Here is a 16,890-nt window from a genome sequence, read left to right as displayed (position 1 = left end):
ATCAACCCTGCGACAGCAACTGACGCAGGTCGATGACCGCAGCGTTGGCCCGGGAAATGTAGTTGGCCATGACCAGCGAGTGGTTGGCCCACATGCCGAAGCCGCTGCCGTTGAGCACCATCGGGCTCCACAGCGGTTCCTGCGAGGCTTCCAGTTCACGAATGATCTGGCGCACGCTGACGGTGGCGTTCTTCTTCGCCAGCACGTCGGCGAAGTCGACCTCGATGGCGCGCAGCAGGTGCGACAGCGCCCAGGCCTGGCCACGGGCCTCGTAGAACACGTTGTCGATCTGCAGCCACGGGGTTTCCACCAGTTCTTCATCCACCTGCGGCGCTTGGCCGGCGACTACCGATTCGGTTTTCAGGGTGGTGTTGAGCTTGACCCGGCCAACGCTGGCCGACAGGCGCTGCGACAGCGAGCCCAGGCGAGTGGCGACGTCACCCAGCCAGTTGTTCAGGTTGTCGGCACGGGTATAGAAGGCAGCGCCTTTGTCGCCAGCGGCCAGGCGGGCCTGGTAGCGGCTCAGCGACTTGATGCCCTCTTCGAACTCCGACTCGCTCGACGGCAGGATCCAGCTCTTGTTGTCGAAGTTGAAGCGCGGCTCGGCCTTGGCCAGGTCGGCATCCTCGGTGGACTGCGACTGCGAACGGGCGAAGTCCTTGCGCAGGGCCCGGGACAGGTCACGCACCTGCACCAGCACGCCGTACTCCCAGCTCGGCATGTTGTCCATCCACAGGCCTGGCGGGAAGCGGTCGTTGGAAATGTAACCGCCCGGCTTGTTCAGCAGGGTGCCGGCCACGGTCTTGAGGGTTTCGATGGTGGTGTAGCCCACCACCATCTGCTGGCCGTTGCGCTCGGCGGCTGCCTGGGCATTCTGCTGCACCGGGAACAACGCCGGCTCCTCGCTCCAGTACCAGCCGAGGCCCAGGCACACCAGCAGGTACAACCCGATCAGGGTCCCCAGGGCACGGCTCCAGAGCCCGCCAAAATAGCTACGGGCAGCGGCGCGGCGGCCATCGACACGCTCGCGGGGCTCGGCTTTGGCCTCGCGGTTTTTCCAGTCCAGCATGGCTTTGTCCTTAATCAGTCACGACGGTTCAAGGGCTTGGACCACAGGCCAGCGCCAGGGTGCCACGGCAAGCCCGCGTGGCAGCACTATAAAGCAGACACCGCCGTACGCATAAGCGACCAATGAGTCAGTAACTGAATATTCGTTCGCAAGCCTTTGTTGATGCGGCGCACGTACGGTTGGAAAAAGTGGTGCTAGCATACAGCCATCATCGAACCTGCATAGCCCACTAACAAGTAGCCAGGACATGACCCAAGCCGCAGAGCCGAGCCCGGAGCGCCTCTCGCAGGAGCTCGAACAGCTGTTGCAGCGCCTGTCGCGTACGCGCCTGCGCCATGGCGACCAGCCCGACCAGCTGGAGCTGCCACCTGCGCGCAAACCGGTCTACCTGCTGCTGCACGACCATGAGCGCGCCGAGCGCCTCGCCCAGCAGCTGGAGTTCTTCGGCCTGAGCGCGCAGCCGCAGCCGTGTGCCAGTGCATTTCTGGCATCGCTGGCCGAGCAGCCTCCGGCCGCCATCGTCATGGATGTCGACTTCGCCGGCCCCGGTGCTGGCCTGCCGTTGGCGGCGCAAGCGCAGCGTGGCCAGACGCAGCCCATACCGCTGCTGTTCTTCAGTTTGCACGAAGCCGATACGCCGACCCGCCTCGCCGCAGTGCGTGCTGGCGGCCAGGCGTTTCTGACCGGCACGCTGGAGGCCTCCAGCCTGCTGGAAAAACTCGAAGCCATGACCAGCCACGCACAGCAGGAGCCCCTGCGCGTGCTGATCATCGACGATTCACGCGCCCAGGCCTTGCATACCGAACGGATACTGGCCAGCGCCGGCATGCTGACCCGCAGCCTGAACGACCCGATCCGCGCCATGGTCGAGCTTGCCGACTTCCAGCCCGACCTGATCATCCTCGACCTGTACATGCCGACGTGCTCGGGCCCGGAGCTGGCCAAGGTGATCCGTCACAACGACCGCTACGTCAGCGTGCCGATCATCTACCTGTCGGCCGAAGACGACCTGGACAAGCAGCTTGACGCGATGAGCGAGGGCGGCGACGACTTCCTGACCAAGCCGATCCGCTCGCGGCACCTGATCACCACCGTGCGCAACCGCGCCGCCCGCGCCCGCCACCTCAAGGCGCGCATGGTCCGCGACAGCCTGACCGGGTTGTACAACCACACCCACATCCTGCAACTGCTCGAAGACTGCAGCTACCGTGCCCGCCGCGAGCAGCAACCGCTGAGCTTTGCCATGCTCGACATCGACCACTTCAAGAAGATCAACGACCGCCACGGCCACCCCATGGGCGACCGGGTGATCAAGAGCCTGGCGCTGTTCCTCAAGCAGCGCCTGCGCAAGACCGACTTCATCGGTCGCTATGGTGGCGAGGAGTTCGCCATCGTCATGCCCAACACCTCGCTGGAAGCCGCGCACAAGGTGCTGGACGACATTCGCCGGCGCTTTGCCGAGATTCTGTACCCGGCGCAGCCCGAGGATCTGCAGTGCACCTTCAGTGCCGGGGTGGTGCAGCTGATTGATGAGCTGGATGCGCTGAGCATGGCCAGCACGGCGGACGCGGCGTTGTACCGGGCCAAGCATGCCGGACGTAACTGCGTGGTCAGGGTCGAGCCATAACCGCCGAGCGCAATAGCTCAACGCCACCATCGTCATCACCTGGTAACAAATTCGCCATAAATTCAGGCGCTTATCTCTCGACTCCCCCGCAGGAAGTTCGCGGCTATGCGCCTGAAGTGGCTGACCAATTTCAACACCCTGTTGCTGGTGACCGTGTGTATCGCCCTGGGTGCGACCCTGTGGTGGTCGCAACGTGCCCTGGAGCGGCCCTATCAGTTGATGGAACGCTACCTGGGCCTGTCGCAGCAGTTCCAGAACCAGACGGCGCGCAACATCCAGGCCTACCTGGGCAGTGGCGATGCCCTGCGCCATGCCGCTGCCGTCGAGGCCAACAAGCAGCTCGAAGCCTCGCTGGCCGACTGGCCGCCAGAGCTCGCCGGCAAGCTGCGCCCGAGCCTGGATACCCTGCAGGCCTTCACCGCCAACGAACTGCTCGCCGCCGGCAAGCTGGCCGGCGACCCGCAAGCCCTGCTGCTGCAGGCCGAACGCGAGCTGGGGGCCAACTTCGAACAGTTGACCGCCTATGCCCGCGACAGCGGCAGCAGCGAAGCCAACCGTTACCTGTTGCCATTGCTCGACGCCACCGTGCACCTGGGCCGGCTGTCGCTGGCCCGGGACAAACTGGTCAGCAGCGGCCGCGCCGAACTGGCCGACGAGGTCGAGCGCGAACTGCAGCTGATCCGCACCCAGGCTCAGGTCATCGATGGCCTGCCGCTGTTGGGCGTAACCCGTGCGGCTGAATCCAACGCCGACGACTTCGCCGCCATGATGGGCCTGGAATCCCAGGCCAGCGAGCAGCAGGAAGACGTGGCGGTCGGCCTCAAGCGCGAGCTGCAAAGCCTGCTTAACCGCTACCCCGCCGAGCTGCAACGCACCCGCGAACAGATCGACCGGCGCAGCGCCTTGGCCGCCAGCACCAACCAGCGGCTGGAAGCCGTGCAACAGGCCATCGCCGGCCTGGAGCCGGAAGTGCGCGGCCAGCACGCGAAGATTGCCGGTGAAGTGCGCGTCATCCAGGGGCTGATGATCGGCCTGATCCTGCTGATCGCCCTGCTCATCGACACCCTGCAGCGGCGCCTGGCCCGCACCCTGACCAGCCTGGCCCCGGCCCTGTCGCGCTGGGCCGAAGGCGACTTTGCCGCGCCTATCGCCCTAGGCAAGACCAACCGCGAGCTGCACGACATCCAGGAATCGCTCAACCGCCTGCGCCAGTACCTGGTGGAACTGGTCGGCACCATCCGCCACAACGCCGAGCAGGTCGCCGGCAGCAGCCATGCCCTGGCCGGCATGAGCGCCGCCCTGCACGATGGCGCCGAGCGCCAGGCCGGCGATACCGGGCAGATTCGCGATGCACTGGGCGAGCTGGAAGCGACGATCCAGCAAGTGGCCGGCGACGCCAGCTCCGCCGCCGATGCCAGCCGTGATGCCGGGCGTGCGGTGGAACAGGGCCAGACGGTGATCGGCCAGAGCCTCTCGGGGCTGCGGGCGCTGGTCGACGAGGTGCAGGGCAACGCACGCATGATCGAACAGCTGGCCGAGGAGTCGGCCACGATCGGCGGGGTACTGACGGTGATTCGTTCCATTGCCGAACAGACCAACCTGCTGGCATTGAATGCCGCCATCGAGGCCGCCCGTGCCGGAGAGATGGGCCGTGGCTTCGCGGTGGTGGCCGACGAGGTGCGCTCACTGGCGCAACGCACCACCGGGGCTACTGGCGAAATCCAGGCGCTGATCGACCGCCTGCAGCAGGCGGCGCGAGAGTCGGTGGCCGGGATGCGCACCCAGCTGGAACATGCCGAAGCCACCGCTAACCAGGCCCAGGCCGCTGATGGCGCCCTGGATGAGATCGTCAGCGCGATCCGCACGATTGCCGATACGGCGGTGCGCATTGCCGATGTCACCGCCCAGCAGAGTGGTGCGGTGAGCGAGATTCGCGATCATAGTGAGCGGATTCATGAACTGGGTGAAGACAACCTGCAGCGCATTGGCGAGGGGCGCGAACAAGGTGAACAGCTGCTGAGCCTGGGCGGGGAGCTGAGCAAGGCGGTGCGGGCTTTCAGGGTGTAGCAGGCATACTGCTATCCCTGTGGGAGCGGCCTTGTGTCGCGAAGGGGGTGCGAAGCGCCCCCAGAATCTGTGCATCACAAGTGATATTGCTGGGGCCGCGTTGCGGCCCTTTCGCGACACAAGGCCGCTCCCACAAGAGTGGTGCAGGCTGCGAGGTTGCATAAGGCCTTGGCCAGCGGCCATGTGTCGCCCTCCCAGCCACTGCTCTCCCAACCACCGCCAACTTCGCTATCATGCGGGCACGTTCCACCTCGCGAGTCCGCCATGCGCCGCCTGTTTTTCCTGCTGTTCCTGCTGCTGGCCAGCCCTGCTTTCGCCTCAGGCCTGCTCGACAACCGCCCCAGCGCCACCCTCGGTGCCGCTTCGCTGTCCAACAATGCCGACTTCCTACCGGTGCACGAAGCCTTCAAGCTCAGCCTGGTGCAGGCCGACGCGCAGACTATCAAACTGCGTTTCGTCGCCACCGACGGTTACTACCTGTACCGCCACCGCTTCCACTTCCGCACGGAGCCGGCAGACATCGCCCTGGGCCCACCGAACATCCCCAAGGGCGAAGCCAAGCACGACGAATTTTTCGGCGACGTCGAGGTTTACCACGGCGTGCTCGACATCGAGATCCCACGCACCGACGCCCGCGCCTTCACCCTGCTGGTGGGCTACCAGGGCTGCGCCGACAAGGGCCTGTGCTACCCGCCGGAAACCGAACGCCTGAGCATCGATGGCGAAGCGCCTGCTGCAGGTGCCACCCTGCCTGCCGGCAGCGAACAGGGCTGGAGCTGGAAGTCACTGCTGCTGTTCTTCCTCGCCGGGGTCGGCCTGACCTTCACCCCTTGCGTGCTACCGATGCTGCCGATTCTCTCCGGCGTGGTCTTGCGTGGCCAGGTCGGTGGCCTGCGCGGTCTGGCCCTGTCGCTTGCCTATGTGCTGCCGATGGCGGCCAGCTTCGCCGTGCTCGGCGCGCTGATGGGCCTGTTCGGCGCCGGCCTGAACCTGCAGGCACGCCTGCAGTCGGCCTGGGTACTGGTGCCTTTCGCGCTGTTCTTCGTGGTGTTTGCCCTGGCCATGTTCGGCCTGTTCGAACTCAAGTTGCCGCAGGCCCTGAACAACCGCCTGAACAACATCGCCAACCATACCCGCGGCGGCTCGCTGCTCGGCGCGGCGGTGCTCGGCGTGCTCTCCAGCCTGCTGGTCTCGCCCTGCGTGTCGGCGCCGCTGGCCGGCGCCTTGCTGTACATCAGCGCCAGCGGCGATGCCGTGGGCGGTGCGCTGAAGCTGTTCGCCCTGGGCCTGGGCATGGGCGCCCCCTTGCTGCTGATTGCCACCGGTGGGGCAACCTGGCTGCCAAAGAGCGGCCCATGGCTGAACACCGTGAAAAACGCCATCGGTGTATTGCTGCTGGGCCTGGCCATCGGCCTGCTCAGCCGCATACTGCCGGGGCCGGCGACCTTGCTGCTGGTCGGCTTCCTGGCGGCTGGGGTGGCGCTGTTCCTCGGCGCCCTGGAGTTCGTGGTCAAATCGCCACGCCAACGCCTGGCACAACTGTTTGGCCTGGCGCTGCTGGTGTATGCGCTGGCCTGCTGGTACGGCGCGCTCAGTGGCCAAGGTGACCCGCTGCGCCCACTACCGCCCCCCGCCGCTGCCACCATCAGCGGTGCAGTGGCCAAAGCCGATGCCTGGCAAACCGTCACCACCCCGGCCGCACTGGACGCCGCCCTGGCCGAAGCCAAGGCCGCCGGCCAACCGGTGCTGCTGGACTGGTACGCCGACTGGTGCATCAGCTGCAAGGTGATCGAACACGAAGTGCTCAATGCGCCGCAGGTTCAAGGGCAGTTGAACGCCTTCAAGCTGCTGCGCTTCGACATCACCGAGAGCAGCGCCGAACAGCGCACGCTGCTCGACCGCTACCAGCTGTTCGGGCCACCGGCGCTGTTGTTCTTTGCCGCGAACGGCAGCGAAATGACCAGCGATCGGGTGATTGGCGAGATAAACGCCGGAGAATTTGCGCAGATTCTGACGCGCGTGCGCGGCAAACTCGGTCTATAACTTCCCGCGTGCCGGGAAATTTCTCCCGATGAGTGACCAGATTTCATTATTTGGTCACATACTTCGCGCGAACCTCGGGCAACGTGCTGGCTATTGCCGGGAACTGGACACTTGCCGTCGCTTTGCGGCACACTCGCCGCGCTGTGTCGAATTGCCCTACAAATCCAAGGAAACCGCAGATGGCAACCCTACTGGTGCTTCACGGCCCCAACCTGAACCTGCTCGGGACTCGCGAACCGGGCCACTACGGCGCCGTGACCCTGGCCCAGATCAACCAGGACCTGGAGCAGCGCGCCCGCGCCGCTGGCCACCATCTGCAGTACCTGCAGAGCAATGCCGAGTACGAACTCATTGATCGTATTCATGCCGCACGCAACGAGGGTGTGGACTTCATCCTGATCAATCCGGCTGCTTTCACCCACACAAGCGTCGCATTACGTGACGCATTGCTCGCGGTGAGCATCCCATTCATCGAAGTGCACCTGTCCAACGTGCACAAACGCGAACCGTTCCGTCACCACTCCTACTTTTCCGATGTTGCCGTAGGAGTGATCTGCGGCCTGGGCGCCAGCGGTTATCGCCTGGCCCTGGAATCCGCACTGGAACAACTGGCTGCCAACGCACAGCCCTGATAACGAAAACCCTGGCCTCAGTGGGCCGGGGTTAGAGAGAAACGTTCAGATACGTTTTTAAATTTCGCCCCCTGACCGAACCTTTGGGAGTTGATGATTAATGGATATCCGTAAAGTCAAGAAACTGATCGAGCTGCTGGAAGAGTCTGGCATCGACGAGCTGGAGATCAAGGAAGGCGAAGAGTCGGTCCGTATCAGCCGCCACAGCAAGACCCCGGCTGCCCAGCAGTTCTACGCACCTGCGCCAATGGCTGCCGCGCCTGCCGCTGCTCCGGTTGCCGCTGCCGCTGCGCCAGCCGCCGAAGCCGCTGCTGCTGCACCAGCCCTGAAAGGCACCGTGATCCGTTCGCCAATGGTCGGTACCTTCTACCGCAAGCCTTCGCCGACCTCGCCGAACTTCGCTGAAGTTGGCCAGAGCGTGAAGAAAGGCGACACCCTGTGCATCGTCGAAGCCATGAAGATGATGAACCATATCGAAGCCGATGTTGGCGGTGTCATCGACGCCATCCTGGTGGAAGACGGCCAGCCGGTTGAGTTCGACCAGCCGCTGTTCACCATCGTTTGAATCGCGGAGAGCCAACGATGTCTGGGAAGCTCGAAAAAGTCCTGATCGCCAACCGTGGGGAAATTGCCCTGCGGATCCTGCGTGCCTGCAAAGAGCTGGGCATCAAGACCGTCGCCGTGCACTCCACTGCCGACCGTGAACTGATGCACCTGGGCCTGGCAGACGAGTCGGTCTGCATCGGCCCTGCATCGTCCAAGGATTCCTACCTGCACATCCCGGCGATCATCGCTGCCGCCGAAGTCACCGGCGCCACCGCGATCCACCCGGGTTACGGCTTCCTGGCGGAAAACGCCGATTTCGCCGAGCAGGTTGAAAAGTCCGGTTTCGCCTTCATCGGCCCGAAAGCCGACACCATTCGCCTGATGGGCGACAAGGTTTCGGCCAAGGACGCGATGATCAAGTCGGGCGTGCCAACCGTACCGGGCTCCGATGGCCCGCTGCCGGAAGACGAAGAGGTCGCCCTGGCGATCGCTCGTGACGTCGGCTACCCGGTGATCATCAAGGCCGCCGGTGGCGGTGGTGGTCGCGGCATGCGCGTGGTGCACAAGGAAGAGGACCTGATTTCCTCGGCCAAGCTCACCCGTACTGAAGCCGGTGCTGCCTTCGGCAACCCGATGGTCTACCTGGAGAAGTTCCTGACCAACCCACGTCACGTGGAAGTTCAGGTGCTGTCCGACGGCCAGGGCAACGCCATCCACCTGGGCGACCGTGACTGCTCGCTGCAGCGCCGTCACCAGAAGGTGCTGGAAGAAGCCCCGGCCCCGGGTATCGATGAGAAGGCCCGCCAGGAAGTCTACAAGCGTTGCGTCGATGCGTGCATCGAGATCGGCTACCGCGGTGCCGGTACCTTCGAGTTCCTGTACGAGAACGGCCGTTTCTACTTCATCGAGATGAACACCCGTGTGCAGGTTGAGCACCCGGTGTCGGAGATGGTCACCGGTATCGACATCGTCAAGGAGATGCTGAGCATCGCCGCTGGCAACAAGCTGTCGTTCCGCCAGGAAGACGTGGTCATCCGTGGCCACTCGCTGGAGTGCCGGATCAACGCCGAAGACCCGAAGAAGTTCATTCCGAGCCCAGGCAAGGTCAAGCACTTCCACGCTCCAGGCGGCAACGGCGTGCGCGTCGATTCGCACCTGTACAGCGGCTATTCGGTTCCGCCGAACTACGACTCGCTGATCGGCAAGCTGATCACCTACGGCAAAGACCGCGACGAAGCCATGGCGCGCATGCGTAATGCCCTGGACGAAATCGTCGTCGACGGCATCAAGACCAACATCCCGCTGCACCGCGACCTGGTGCGTGATGAAGGTTTCTGCAAAGGCGGCGTGAACATCCACTACCTCGAGCACAAACTGGCCAACCAGGAGTGATCGCGTTAGCGTGATGCATCAAGAACCCCGGCCCAGTGCCGGGGTTTTTTATTGCCTGCCAGGGCCCTACCCTTTCATCCGCGGCATCTCGATCCGGTGCTCATGCACCCGCCGATACAAGGTCGCCCGCGATATCCCCAAAGCACGCGCCGCTTCCGCCGGTTTCCAGCGATGGCGGATCAGGGCATCGAGCAGCAACTGCCGAGCCGGGCTCGACACGCCGACATCCGCTGCAGGCACGGCATCACCCTGCACCTCTTGCGGCAGGTTCTCCAGGCACACTTGCCCGCCCTCGCTGACCGCACAGGCATAACGCAGCACTTGCCGCAGCTGGCGCAAATTCCCCGGCCAGCGGTACACCAGCAGTGCTTGCAACGCATCATCTGCCAGCACCACCTCAACCCCGCAAGCCTCGGCCTCCTCGGCCAGCAACTGATGAATAAGGCCCAACCGGTCCTCCCGTTCACGCAGCGGTGGCAACTCGAAGCGGGCATTGGCCAGACGGAAATACAGGTCCTCACGGAAACGCCCTTCACTCACCATCGCCGCCAGGTCGCGGTGGGTCGCACAGATCACCTGGATATCAACCCGCTCCCGCCGCGCAGCGCCCAGCGGCGCCACTTCGCCTTCGGCCAGCACCCGCAGCAGGCGAGTTTGCAGGTGCAGCGGCATGTCGCCGATTTCGTCGAGAAACAAGGTGCCGCCATCAGCCTGCTGCAACAGCCCCTGCATGCCTTTGCTCGACGCACCGGTAAACGCCCCGGCGACATAGCCGAACAGCTCGCTCTCGATCAGGCTCTCGGGGATGGCTGCACAGTTCAGCGTGACGAACGGCCCTTCACGGCGCTGGCTCTGCTGGTGCAACTGGCGCGCGAAGACTTCCTTGCCGGAACCGGTTTCGCCCTGCACCAGCACGGCCAGGTTGCAGTCCTTGACCCTTGTGGCCAACCGCAAGTGCTGTTCGATGCGCGCATCCTGCGCTTGCTGCAAGGGTTGCGTCCGGCCCCGCCGCTGGGGCGCGCTGACCCGCCCGTACAACCCGCCCCAACCTGGCAGGCGCTGGGCCGAGGCGTCGTTGGCGCGGCGCAGCTGGGCCATGTCGAACAGCTCACAGATGTGTTCTGGCAAACGCCCGTGCCGTGCCAGCAAGCGCTCGCGGGCCAGGCTGTTGATCGCCTGCAGGCGGCCATCGGCATCCCAGGCCAGCAGGTAGTCGGGCTGGCTCTCCACATAGCCAGGCGTGCCATGGGCGCGCATCACCCAGTGGCCTTGGGCGCTGTGCATGAAAAAGGCATTCTCGATCTCGCGCGCGGTCTGCTCCACCAGTTGCAGGATCAGGTGCTGGCTGCGGCGGTCGTCCGGGGATTGCAGGGCCGACACATCCACCACGCCGAGCAGTTCGCCCTGTGGGTCGAATACCGGCGCCGCCGTGCAGGTCAGGCCGATGAAGGCGGCGCGAAAGTGATCGCGCTTGTGCACCGTGACCGGCGCCTTGCTGGTCAGCACCGCCGCCACGCCACAGGTGCCCTCCTCGCCCTCGGACCAGCAGGTGCCCAGGTACAGGCCGGCCTTGCGGCAATCGTTGCGGATGGCCGATTCGACCCGGTAATCGATGGTGCGCCCAAGGGCATCGGTCAGCAGCACGCAATAGTCGGCACCGCGCACCCGCGCATGCAGGCGCGCCACGGCATCGCTGGCGATGCGCAGGAACAGTTCGGCGCGTTCGCGGCATTCGTTGAGCAGCGATTGGGACAGGATGCGCGGCCCCTGCTGGGACCCGGGGTCAAGACGGTACAGCTCCATGGAACGGCGCCATGAGTCGAGGATCAGCGGCGGCACCGGCGCCTGGGGCAGGCGGTCGGCGTTCTTCAGCACCCGGCTGACGCAATCGACATGGGCTCGGGAGTTCGCGGCAAGCATGAGGCCTCCGGTTCCTGTTTGTTCTTGTCGTTGTGCGGCCATTAAGCGCCTGCCGGCATGTCCCGACAAGCGCTGTGTGATTACCGGTGGGCTTGAGACGCAGCGTCTCAGCCTTCCGGCAAACGCCCGGCAATGCTGGCACGCAGCGTCTCAGGCAATGGCCACTGCAGCCTTGCCCGATAGCCATTCAAGCGCTCTGCAACGGCCCTTGCAGGGCACGCGAAGAAAGCTGGCACCCGCCTTGCTCAAGCCTAGGCAAACAAGAACACGAGGTGTGCCATGCCGCAGCCCGCCCCGACCATCGGGATCATTGCCAACCCTGCCTCCGGCCGCGACCTGCGTCGCCTGACCAGCAACGCCGGGCTTTACTCCAGCACCGACAAGGCCTCGGTCATCCAGCGCCTGCTCGGCGCTTTTGGCGCCACCGGCGTCGCCGAGGTGCTGCTGCCCACCGACATGACCGGTATTGCCGCCGCAGTGCTCAAGGCCAGCCTCGGCCCCGTGGCGCACGACCAGCACTGGCCGCGCCTGGCACTGCTCGACCTGCCGTTGACCCAGACTGTCAGCGACACCCGGCTGGCCACCCGGCAGATGGTCGAGCGCGGCGTGGCGATGATCGCCGTGCTGGGCGGCGACGGCACACACAAGGCCGTGGCGGCCGAGGCTGGGGACACGCCCCTGCTGACCCTGTCCACCGGCACCAACAACGCCTTCCCGGAACTGCGCGAAGCCACCAGCGCAGGCCTCGCTGGCGGCCTGCTCGCAGGCGGCCGGGTACCGGCCAGCATCGGCCTGCGCCGCAACAAGCGGCTGCTGGTGAAGGTAGCGCAGCAACAGCTGTGTGAGTGGGCGCTGGTCGAAGTGGCAGTGTCGCCGCAACGCTTCATCGGCGCCCGCGCACTGAGCCGCAGTGAAGACCTCTGCGAAATCTTCGCCTGCTTCGCCGAGCCCCACGCCATTGGCCTGTCTGCGCTCTGCGGGCTGTGGCAACCGGTGGCCCGCCATGAACCCCACGGCGCCTGGGTACGGCTCAACCCCGGCGCCGAACAGGCCCTGCTCGCCCCGCTGGCCCCCGGCTCGCTGCAAGGCTGCGGCATCACCGCCAGCGGCACGCTCAGCCCAGGTGTGGCCCATCGCCTGAGCCTCACCGCCGGCACCCTGGCCCTGGATGGCGAGCGCGAGATCGAGTTCGCCGAACACGACACCCCGACCATCACCCTCGACCTGCAAGGCCCGTTGACCGTCGACGTCGAGGCCGCGCTGGCACATGCCGCCCGTCATCACCTGCTGGCCGTCCCGCGCGGCCATCGGCTGCACCCTGCAACCCCGTGTTGAGACAACCCTGGAGAACAACAAGATGTCCACTCACCTCAGTTCAGAGCAATTGCTGCATGCCTATGAAGTGATGCGCACCATCCGCGCCTTCGAAGAACGCCTGCACGTGGAATTCGCCACCGGCGAGATACCCGGCTTCGTCCACCTGTATGCCGGTGAAGAAGCCTCTGCCGCCGGGGTCATGGCGCACCTGCGCGACAGCGACTGCATCGCCTCGACCCACCGCGGCCATGGCCACTGCATCGCCAAGGGCGTCGACGTGTACGGCATGATGGCCGAGATCTACGGCAAGAAGACCGGCGTGTGCGGCGGCAAGGGCGGTTCGATGCACATCGCCGACCTGGAAAAAGGCATGCTCGGTGCCAACGGCATCGTTGGTGCCGGCGCGCCACTGGTGGCCGGCGCCGCCCTGGCGGCCAAGATCAAGGGCAATGACAACGTGGCCGTGGCCTTCTTCGGCGACGGTGCTTCAAACGAGGGCGCGGTGTTCGAGGCTATGAACCTGGCCTCGATCATGAACCTGCCATGCATCTTCGTCGCCGAGAACAACGGCTACGCCGAAGCCACCGCCTCGACCTGGTCGGTGGCCTGCGACCACATCGCTGACCGCGCCGCCGGTTTCGGCATGCCAGGCGTGACCATCGACGGCTTCGACTTCTTTGCCGTGCACGAGGCCGCTGGCGCCGCCATCGAACGCGCCCGGTCCGGGCAAGGGCCGTCGCTGATCGAGGTCAAGCTGAGCCGCTACTACGGCCACTTTGAAGGCGACGCACAGACCTACCGCGCCCCTGACGAGGTGAAGAACCTGCGCGAATCCCGCGACTGCCTGCTGCAGTTCCGCAACAAGACCACCCGTGCCGGCCTGCTGCAGGCGGCGCAACTGGACGCCATCGACGCCCGTGTCGACGACCTCATCGAAGACGCCGTGCGCCGCGCCAAAGCCGACCCCAAGCCGCAGCCCGCCGACCTGCTCACCGATGTCTACGTCAGCTACCCCTGAGCCCGGACAACAAGAACAACAGGAGAACCACCATGGCTAGAAAAATCAGCTACCAGCAGGCCATCAACGAAGCCCTGGCCCAGGAAATGCGCCGCGACACCAGCGTGTTCATCATTGGCGAAGACGTTGCCGGTGGCGCGGGCGCCCCGGGCGAGGATGACGCCTGGGGTGGCGTGCTCGGTGTCACCAAAGGCCTGTACCACCAGTTCCCGGGGCGCGTGCTCGATGCGCCGCTGTCGGAAATCGGCTACGTCGGTGCCGCCGTCGGTGCCGCTACCCAAGGCTTGCGCCCGGTGTGCGAGCTGATGTTCGTCGACTTTGCCGGCTGCTGCCTGGACCAGATCCTCAACCAGGCCGCCAAGTTCCGCTACATGTTCGGTGGCAAGGCGGTCACGCCGCTGGTGATGCGCACCATGTACGGCGCCGGCCTGCGCGCTGCGGCCCAGCACTCGCAGATGCTTACCTCGCTATGGACCCACATCCCCGGCCTGAAGGTGGTCTGCCCGTCCTCGCCGTATGACGCCAAGGGCCTGCTGATCCAGGCAATCCGCGACAACGACCCGGTGATCTTCTGTGAGCACAAGCTGCTCTACAGCATGCAGGGCGAAGTGCCGGAAGAGGTGTACAGCGTGCCATTCGGCGAGGCCAACTTCCTGCGCGACGGCGACGACGTGACCCTGGTGACCTATGGGCGCATGGTTCACGTAGCCATGGAAGCGGCCAACAACCTGGCCCGCCAGGGCATCGACTGCGAAGTGCTGGACCTGCGCACCACCAGTCCGCTGGACGAAGACAGCATTCTCGAAAGCGTGGAGAAGACCGGCCGCCTGGTGGTGATCGACGAAGCCAACCCGCGCTGCTCGATGGCCACCGATATCAGCGCACTGGTCGCGCAAAAAGCCTTCGCCGCGCTCAAGGGCCCGATCGAGATGGTCACCGCGCCGCACACCCCAGTGCCGTTCTCCGATGCCCTGGAAGACCTGTACATCCCTGACGCGGCGAAGGTCGAAGCGGCCGTGCGCAAGGTGATCGAAGCTGCAAGGAGTGCCGCATGAGCCAGATCCATACCCTGACCATGCCCAAGTGGGGCCTGTCGATGACCGAGGGCCGGGTCGACGCGTGGCTCAAGCAGGAGGGGGATGAAATCAGCAAGGGCGACGAGGTGCTGGACGTCGAGACCGACAAGATCAGCAGCAGCGTCGAGGCGCCGTTCAGCGGCGTGTTGCGCCGCCAGGTGGCCCGGCCCGACGAAACGTTGCCGGTCGGTGCACTGCTGGCCGTGGTGGTGGAAGGTGAAGCCGAGGAATCGGAAATCGATGCCGTGGTGCAACGCTTCCAGGCCGAGTTCGTTGCTGAAGGTGGTGCCGACCAGGCCCAGGGGCCGGCACCGCAAAAGGCCGAGGTGGCCGGGCGCCTGCTGCGCTGGTTCGAACTGGGTGAAGGCGGCACGCCGCTGGTGCTGGTGCACGGTTTTGGCGGCGACCTCAACAACTGGCTGTTCAACCACCCGGCACTGGCGGCCGAGCGTCGAGTCATCGCACTGGACCTGCCGGGGCATGGTGAGTCGGCCAAGGCCCTGGCAAAAGGTGATCTGGATGAGTTGAGCGAAACGGTGCTGGCCCTGCTCGATCATCTGGACATCGCCAAGGCCCACCTCACCGGGCACTCCATGGGCGGCGCAGTCAGCCTGAATGTGGCACGCCTGGCGCCACAGCGGGTGGCGAGCCTGAGCCTGGTGGCCAGTGCCGGGCTGGGTGAGACGGTCAATGGCCAGTACCTGCAAGGTTTCGTCGCCGCCGCCAACCGCAATGCCCTGAAGCCGCAGATGGTGCAGCTGTTTGCCGACCCGGGGCTGGTGACCCGGCAGATGCTCGATGACATGCTCAAGTTCAAGCGCCTGGAGGGCGTGGATGACGCCTTGCGCCAGCTGGGGGCGGCGCTGGCTGACGGTGACCGCCAGCGGCATGACCTGCGTGGGGTGCTGGGGCAGCACCCGGCGCTGGTGATCTGGGGGGCCGAGGACGCGATCATTCCGGCGGCGCATGCCGACGGGGTCGAAGCCGAGGTGCTGGTGGTGCCAGGGGTCGGGCACATGGTGCAGATGGAGGCGGCGGAGCAGGTGAACCAGCGGCTGCTGGAGTTCCTTCGCAAGCATTGACCCTCTCGACTGCCTGTCCCGGCCTCTTCGCGGGCAAGCCCGCTCCCACAGACCTTGAAAACCCTGGATAACCTGTGGGAGCGGGCTTGCCCGCGAAGAAGGCGACGCGGTCCCCTGCCATGCCTCTACAAACCCCCCGCACTCGCGTAAACTGCCAGGCTTCTCGCAGCCTCGGGCTGCCCCTGTCGATTTACCAAAGGTGCCCGCCATGCCTTGGCTGCAAGTACGCCTGGCCATCAGCCCGGAACAAGCCGAAACTTACGAAGACGCCCTGCTCGAAGTCGGCGCCGTATCGGTCACGTTCATGGACGCCGAAGACCAGCCGATCTTCGAACCCGACCTCAACACCACCCCGCTGTGGTCGCACACCCACCTGCTGGCCCTGTTCGAAGCCGACGCCGAGCCTGAAGCGGTATTCGCCCACCTGCAGCTGCTGACCGGCGCCGAATTGCCCGAGCACCAGGCCGAAGTGATCGAGGACCAGGACTGGGAACGCAGCTGGATGGACGGTTTCCAGCCGATGCGCTTTGGCCAGCGCCTGTGGATTGTGCCGAGCTGGCACGAGGCCCCGGAACAGGACGCGGTCAACCTGCTGCTCGACCCAGGCCTGGCGTTCGGCACCGGCACCCACCCGACCACCGCACTGTGCCTGGAATGGCTCGACGGCCAGCAACTGCAAGACACCCAGGTGCTGGACTTCGGCTGCGGCTCGGGCATCCTCGCCATCGCCGCCCTGCTACTGGGCGCGCGTGAGGCCGTCGGTACCGACATCGACGTGCAGGCCATCGAAGCCTCCCGTGACAACGCCCAGCGCAACGGCATCGCCGACGAAAAGCTGGCGCTGTACCTGCCCGAGCACATGCCGGCCATGCAGGCCGACGTGCTGGTCGCCAACATTCTCGCCGGCCCGCTGGTGTCGCTGGCACCGCAACTGTCCGGCCTGGTCCGCCCAGGTGGGCTGCTGGCCCTGTCGGGCATCCTCGCCGAACAGGGTGAGGAAGTGGCTGCTGCCTACGCTGCCGACTTCGATCTGGACCCGATCGTCGTGCGCGACGGCTGGGTGCGCATCAGTGGTCGGCGCCGCTAAGCGGGCCTAGAATA

13 protein-coding genes are annotated in these 16,890 nt (G+C 65.4%); 11 read left to right on the top strand and 2 right to left on the bottom strand.

Features of this window, described 5'->3' with window-relative positions; all coding sequences use genetic code 11:
* Window position 1: 1 nt before the first annotated feature.
* A complete protein-coding gene (locus tag N430_RS05285) occupies window positions 2-1,069 on the bottom strand; it encodes a DUF2333 family protein (RefSeq protein ID WP_110633698.1) in 1,068 nt (355 codons plus the stop codon).
* Between the two features lie 247 nt (window positions 1,070-1,316).
* Here N430_RS05285 and N430_RS05280 point away from each other — a divergent pair, with 247 nt between their 5' ends.
* The 6 genes from N430_RS05280 (at window position 1,317) to accC (ending at window position 9,376) form a co-directional block, all read left to right on the top strand.
* The gene (locus N430_RS05280; protein WP_110633695.1) at window positions 1,317-2,696 is read left to right on the top strand and encodes a diguanylate cyclase; all 1,380 of its coding nucleotides are present in this window, start codon (window positions 1,317-1,319) and stop codon (window positions 2,694-2,696) included.
* A gap of 105 nt (window positions 2,697-2,801) precedes the next feature.
* Window positions 2,802-4,763, top strand: a complete 1,962-nt coding sequence (locus tag N430_RS05275) for a methyl-accepting chemotaxis protein (RefSeq protein ID WP_110633692.1) — start codon at window positions 2,802-2,804, stop codon at window positions 4,761-4,763.
* A 264-nt stretch (window positions 4,764-5,027) separates the two neighbouring features.
* A complete protein-coding gene (locus tag N430_RS05270; protein WP_110633689.1) occupies window positions 5,028-6,806 on the top strand; it encodes a protein-disulfide reductase DsbD in 1,779 nt (592 codons plus the stop codon).
* Window positions 6,807-6,985: 179 nt separating this feature from the next.
* Window positions 6,986-7,438: a type II 3-dehydroquinate dehydratase gene (gene aroQ / locus N430_RS05265; protein ID WP_008093086.1), complete on the top strand. Its 453-nt coding sequence runs from the start codon at window positions 6,986-6,988 to the stop codon at window positions 7,436-7,438.
* Window positions 7,439-7,538: 100 nt separating this feature from the next.
* A complete protein-coding gene (accB, locus tag N430_RS05260; protein WP_110633686.1) occupies window positions 7,539-8,003 on the top strand; it encodes an acetyl-CoA carboxylase biotin carboxyl carrier protein in 465 nt (154 codons plus the stop codon).
* A gap of 17 nt (window positions 8,004-8,020) precedes the next feature.
* Window positions 8,021-9,376 (top strand): acetyl-CoA carboxylase biotin carboxylase subunit, encoded by a 1,356-nt coding sequence (gene accC, locus N430_RS05255; protein ID WP_103445827.1) that lies wholly within the window; start codon window positions 8,021-8,023, stop codon window positions 9,374-9,376.
* 66 nt (window positions 9,377-9,442) lie between these two features.
* On the opposite strand, the gene N430_RS05250 is transcribed toward accC, so the two are convergent.
* Window positions 9,443-11,296, bottom strand: a complete 1,854-nt coding sequence (locus N430_RS05250) for a sigma-54-dependent Fis family transcriptional regulator (protein ID WP_110633683.1) — start codon at window positions 11,294-11,296, stop codon at window positions 9,443-9,445.
* A 279-nt stretch (window positions 11,297-11,575) separates the two neighbouring features.
* Here N430_RS05250 and N430_RS05245 point away from each other — a divergent pair, with 279 nt between their 5' ends.
* From N430_RS05245 to prmA, 5 genes are all read left to right on the top strand, one after another.
* Window positions 11,576-12,631, top strand: a complete 1,056-nt coding sequence (locus tag N430_RS05245) for an NAD(+)/NADH kinase (protein WP_110633681.1) — start codon at window positions 11,576-11,578, stop codon at window positions 12,629-12,631.
* A 22-nt stretch (window positions 12,632-12,653) separates the two neighbouring features.
* Window positions 12,654-13,631 carry a thiamine pyrophosphate-dependent dehydrogenase E1 component subunit alpha gene (locus N430_RS05240; protein ID WP_110633794.1) on the top strand — a complete coding sequence of 326 codons (978 nt, stop codon included), beginning with the start codon at window positions 12,654-12,656 and terminating at the stop codon, window positions 13,629-13,631.
* A gap of 32 nt (window positions 13,632-13,663) precedes the next feature.
* Complete coding sequence (locus N430_RS05235; protein WP_110633678.1) at window positions 13,664-14,686, top strand: alpha-ketoacid dehydrogenase subunit beta; 1,023 nt, start codon at window positions 13,664-13,666, stop codon at window positions 14,684-14,686.
* Window positions 14,683-15,789 (top strand): acetoin dehydrogenase dihydrolipoyllysine-residue acetyltransferase subunit, encoded by a 1,107-nt coding sequence (locus N430_RS05230; protein WP_110633675.1) that lies wholly within the window; start codon window positions 14,683-14,685, stop codon window positions 15,787-15,789. The genes N430_RS05235 and N430_RS05230 overlap by 4 nt, the downstream gene beginning before the upstream one ends.
* A gap of 208 nt (window positions 15,790-15,997) precedes the next feature.
* Entirely contained in the window at window positions 15,998-16,876 is an 879-nt protein-coding gene (gene prmA, locus N430_RS05225) for a 50S ribosomal protein L11 methyltransferase (RefSeq protein WP_110633672.1), read from the top strand.
* Window positions 16,877-16,890: the final 14 nt, after the last annotated feature.

This window comes from Pseudomonas sp. CC120222-01a (assembly GCF_003097235.1).
Lineage (GTDB): Bacteria > Pseudomonadota > Gammaproteobacteria > Pseudomonadales > Pseudomonadaceae > Aquipseudomonas.
This window is presented reverse-complemented; position numbering and strand designations above follow the sequence as displayed.